This is a genomic window from Methanobrevibacter sp. (assembly GCF_045586545.1).
Taxonomy (GTDB): domain Archaea; phylum Methanobacteriota; class Methanobacteria; order Methanobacteriales; family Methanobacteriaceae; genus Methanocatella.
Genome location: NZ_JAZNAN010000089.1, coordinates 1 through 4,665 on the forward strand (window position 1 = coordinate 1; position 4,665 = coordinate 4,665).

4 protein-coding genes are annotated in these 4,665 nt (G+C 36.2%); all 4 read left to right on the forward strand.

Translation table 11 applies throughout. The features are described 5' to 3' along the window. Positions 1-218, forward strand: a 218-nt coding sequence (locus tag ACKI3D_RS06885) for a hypothetical protein (protein ID WP_407393190.1), incomplete at its 5' end; no start/stop codon positions are given. Next, positions 218-601, forward strand: coding sequence for a type II toxin-antitoxin system VapC family toxin (locus ACKI3D_RS06890; protein WP_407393192.1), 384 nt, complete (start codon positions 218-220; stop codon positions 599-601). The genes ACKI3D_RS06885 and ACKI3D_RS06890, both read left to right, overlap by 1 nt. A gap of 76 nt (positions 602-677) precedes the next feature. Next, complete coding sequence (uvrA, locus tag ACKI3D_RS06895; protein WP_407393194.1) at positions 678-3,566, forward strand: excinuclease ABC subunit UvrA; 2,889 nt, start codon at positions 678-680, stop codon at positions 3,564-3,566. Positions 3,567-3,811: 245 nt separating this feature from the next. Next, positions 3,812-4,665, forward strand: an 854-nt coding sequence (locus tag ACKI3D_RS06900) for a DUF2193 family protein (protein WP_407393195.1), incomplete at its 3' end; no start/stop codon positions are given.

Genomic DNA, 4,665 nt, shown 5'->3' on the forward strand with positions numbered 1-4,665 from the left:
TATATAAAGGATTTCAGACTGTAATTCCAAGTAAAATTAGAAATGAAATTGGAATCACTCTTGAAGATACTCTTAATTGGAGAATTGAGAAGGATGTGATTATAGTGGAAGTTGAAAAACAAAGGCCGTTATCTGATTTAGCAAAATTTGCAATCGCTCTTGATGAAGAAACTAATGCTGTTGATTTAAAAAAGAAATCTGGCAGGGGCGAATTTTAGTGATATTTGTTGATACAAGCTTTTTAATTGCTTTACTTATTTCAACAGATCAATTTCATGAAAAGGCTTTGAAAATTTCTCAAACAATAAATGAACGTAAAGTAATTAATAATACTGTATTGAATGAAACTTTAAACTCATTCACGGGTAAAGGTGGAAAAGTAGGTAAAGATTTATATTATGTTATTATGGAAATGTTTGACATTCAATATTTAACTCCTGACGATTATGAAGAGGCTATTGACATTTATTTGTATTATGATTCTTCAATTAATTATTCAGATTGTACAATATTATCAACAATGTTTCAAAATAATATTAGTCGAATAGTTAGTTTTGATTCTGATTTTGAAAAAATTAGTGGAGTATCTGTCATTAATTAGAATAATTTTTACTTTACAAATGCTCTCTAAAGTATTTTATATAGTGGGGTATCTAATATTATTAAGGAGTTATAGTATGACTAATAAAGATAAAAAACAGATTGTCATCAAAGGTGCACGTGAACACAATTTGCAGGATATTGATGTCAGTGTCCCTCGTGATGAATTCATTGTAATTACTGGGATTAGTGGGTCCGGTAAGTCTTCACTGGCTTTTGATACGATTTATGCTGAAGGACAGCGTAGATATGTCGAGTCACTCTCAGCTTATGCAAGGCAATTTTTAGGGCAAATGAAAAAGCCTGAAATGGAGTCAATTGAAGGATTGTCTCCGGCCATTTCAATCGATCAAAAGACCACAAGGGAAAATCCAAGGTCCACTGTAGGTACAATTACAGAAATTTATGATTACTTAAGATTATTATATGCAAGAATAGGCATTCCGCACTGTCCTAATTGTGGCCGTGAAATTTCACAGCAAACCATCGGACAGATTGGGGAATCCATCATTGAAGAAGGCGAAGGAATTAAGATTCAAATCCTCTCTCCAATTGTCAGGGATAAGAAAGGCCAATTCAAAGATGTCTTGGATGACCTCAGAAACAAAGGATTTGTAAGGGTTCGTGTTGATGGTGAAGTCAGGGATTTGGATGAAGACATTGAACTTGCAAAGACCTACAGGCACAACATCGATGTTGTAGTTGACAGGCTTAAAATCAGGCGTGATGTCGATTTTAAAAGAAGGCTTGTTGACTCTTTAGAAACCGCAGCGGAATTTACTGAAGGTTTGATTACAGTATTGTTCACAACAGAAGATGAGGAATACGAGAAAAAGTACTCAGAGCACTTTGCCTGTGTTGATTGTGGAATAAACTTTGAAGAGCTCACTCCAAGGATGTTTTCATTCAATGCTCCTCAGGGTGCATGTCCGGAATGTAACGGAATCGGTTCCAAAATGGAAATCGACCCTGATTTAATCGTTCCCGACAATACTCTAACATTAAACGAGGGAGCCATTGCACCATGGTCAAAGTCAGCTAAAAGGGAAAATTACTATTATCAGATGCTTGAAGCGGTTTCAAAACATTTCCATTTCAGCATGGATGTTCCATTCAATGAACTGGACAAGGAATATCAAAATACCATACTTTACGGGTGCAATGAAAAAATACCGTTCACATTCAAGAGAAGAAATAAATCCTATATGGTCAACCGTAAATTTGAAGGAGTAATTCCAAGAATGGAGAGGTTATACCTTGAAACCAAGTCCAATTATTCAAGAAAATACATCTCAAGGTTCATGAGTGACAGAAAATGCCATGTCTGTGATGGAAAAAGATTGAGACCTGAAGTGTTGGCCGTTACTGTCGGCGGAAAATCCATCATCGACGTATGTGACCTTGCAATCAAAGACTCCTATCAGTTCTTCCAGGATTTGGAATTGACAGAACGTGAAAACTTCATTGCAAGAGAAGTTTTAAAGGAAATCAAGGAACGCTTAAGCTTTTTGGTTGAAGTCGGACTTGATTATTTGTCAATGTCAAGGTCTTCAGGTACACTTTCAGGCGGTGAAGCTCAACGTATACGTTTAGCAACCCAAATCGGATCAGGTCTTGTAGGAGTTCTATACATTCTGGACGAACCGAGTATAGGACTTCACCAAAGGGACAATATAAAACTCATTGAAGCTTTAAAAAGACTTAAAGACCTGGGAAATACTCTGGTTGTTGTAGAGCACGACGAAGAAACCATCCTCTCTGCAGACCATGTTGTTGATATCGGTCCTGGTGCCGGTGAGCACGGAGGTAAGGTTGTAGCTCAGGGAACACCATTAGACATCATGAAAAATCCAGATTCCCTTACAGGACAGTACATTTCAAGGGTTAAAAAGATTGACATTCCAGAAACAAGAAGGGAAGGAAACGGCAAGTTTATAACAATTAAAGGAGCTGCCCAAAATAACTTAAAGCATATCGATGTGGAAATCCCATTGGGTAAATTTACCTGTGTTACTGGTGTAAGCGGTTCCGGTAAAAGCAGTCTGATTAATGAAATTCTCTACAAAGGTGCCAAAGGAAAGCTGGCTAAAAAATTCACATTTGCTGGAAAATACGATGAAATCGAAGGATTGGAAAATGTTGATAAGGTAATTGCAATCAATCAGAAACCAATTGGAAGAACACCTAGATCCAATCCTGCAACATACACTGGAGTATTTACAGATATACGTGATTTGTTCGCAAACACTCCCGAATCAAAGGCAAGAGGATACAAGCCTGGAAGATTTTCATTCAATGTAAAGGGCGGAAGGTGCGAAGCATGTTCAGGAGACGGTATCGTTCAGATTGAAATGCACTTTTTAGCTGATGTTTATGTTCCATGTGAAGTCTGCGGCGGTAAGAGATACAACGAAGAGACCCTGGATATAAGATATAAGGGTAAAAATATCTATGAAGTCCTGGAAATGACTGTTGATGAAGCTTTGGAGTTCTTTGAAAACATTCCGAAAATCACCAAAAAGCTTCAGACATTATATGATGTCGGATTGGGCTATATGAAGATAGGCCAGCCTGCAACAACCCTTTCCGGTGGTGAAGCCCAAAGAATTAAGCTTGCAAAGGAGCTTTCAAGAACAAGTACTGGCAAAACATTATACATCTTGGATGAACCTACTACAGGTCTTCACTTTGCCGATATCAAAAGGCTTCTAGATGTTTTGGCCAGATTGACTGATGCAGGCAATTCCGTTGTCGTCATTGAGCATAATCTTGATGTCATCAAGACCGCTGACCACATCATTGACTTGGGTCCTGATGGCGGAGATGGCGGTGGAGAGGTTATTGCAACCGGAACTCCAGAAGAGGTCGCTGAAGCCGGAACATATACCGGTCAATTCCTTGAAAGGATGCTTGATGAAAATATCACTCCTTATGCAAAAGAATTGGTAGAAGATATCGGAAAATAGAATATCTTCTATTTTATTACTTTTTACAATTTTTTTTAATAATTTTATTTAATTTTACTAATTTTTTATTCATTTTTTCTTAATATTATTTAGTTTTTCATTAGCGTATTAAAAAAAATATATTATAAAAAGCTATTTTTTTAGATTTTTTTCAATAAATTTATATATTTTACTGAATAAACAATTTATCAACTAATAATAGCTTTAAGTCTATTAATAGTACACTTATTATTCAGGTGATAATAATGAGAGAGTTATATGAAAAAATGATTAACGAATCAATGGCTGCTCAAAATGCAGACGTTGCAGTTATATCAGAAAACAGGTACAATGACTTTAAAATAACTGATGCAAAACCTTATGCTGATGCTGTATCTGGCATGAAAGCATTAGACAACCAAGCAGAATCTGTAATTAACTTACACAAGGAATCTGTAAAAAACCATTATGAAATTTTATCATCTATTACTGACACCTTAAAATGTGAAGATGATCCTTTCATTGAACATTTCCAAACTCCTCCAATCTTAGAAATTTTATGTGAAGAAGATGGGGAATTTGCTGACAGTGTTGATAAGTTCATCCAAGCAATTGCTGATAACGAAGCATTGATTGCTAAAGAATCAATCAGAAGATATGGTGGATTTTATGGTCCTACTTGTGTAGTAGACTTTGCATTAATGCCTGGAAGTACTAGTAATGTAGTAAATCAAATTTTACTCAAAATGGACATTCCAGTTCATCACAAACAAGCTATTTTATCTGCAAAATCTTGGGGTATGAACACTTCATATGGTATTGGTGACGCATTTGCTAATGCTATTGAAGATGGTTTCACTGCTACTCAAGCAACTGAAAAAGAAATTGCAACTTTACAAATGATTTATAAAACTCCTATTGAAGGACAAGGTACCTTAATGGATGATGCAAATCACTCCTCCTTTGACGTAAGGGACTACATGAACAAATATAAAAAAGCAATGACTCCTGTAGTTAAAGCAGCAATGGATGATGGAGTACATTACGGTAACATTGTTACAGTACCAGCATACTGTGTTGGAGATATTGGACACCACATCGGTCAAAGTCGGATCGTAGC

Bases quoted from the DNA above. Each gene is read 5' to 3' on its own strand.
- uvrA (WP_407393194.1), top strand. From the start codon at position 678: ATGACTAATAAAGATAAAAAACAGATTGTCATCAAAGGTGCACGTGAA.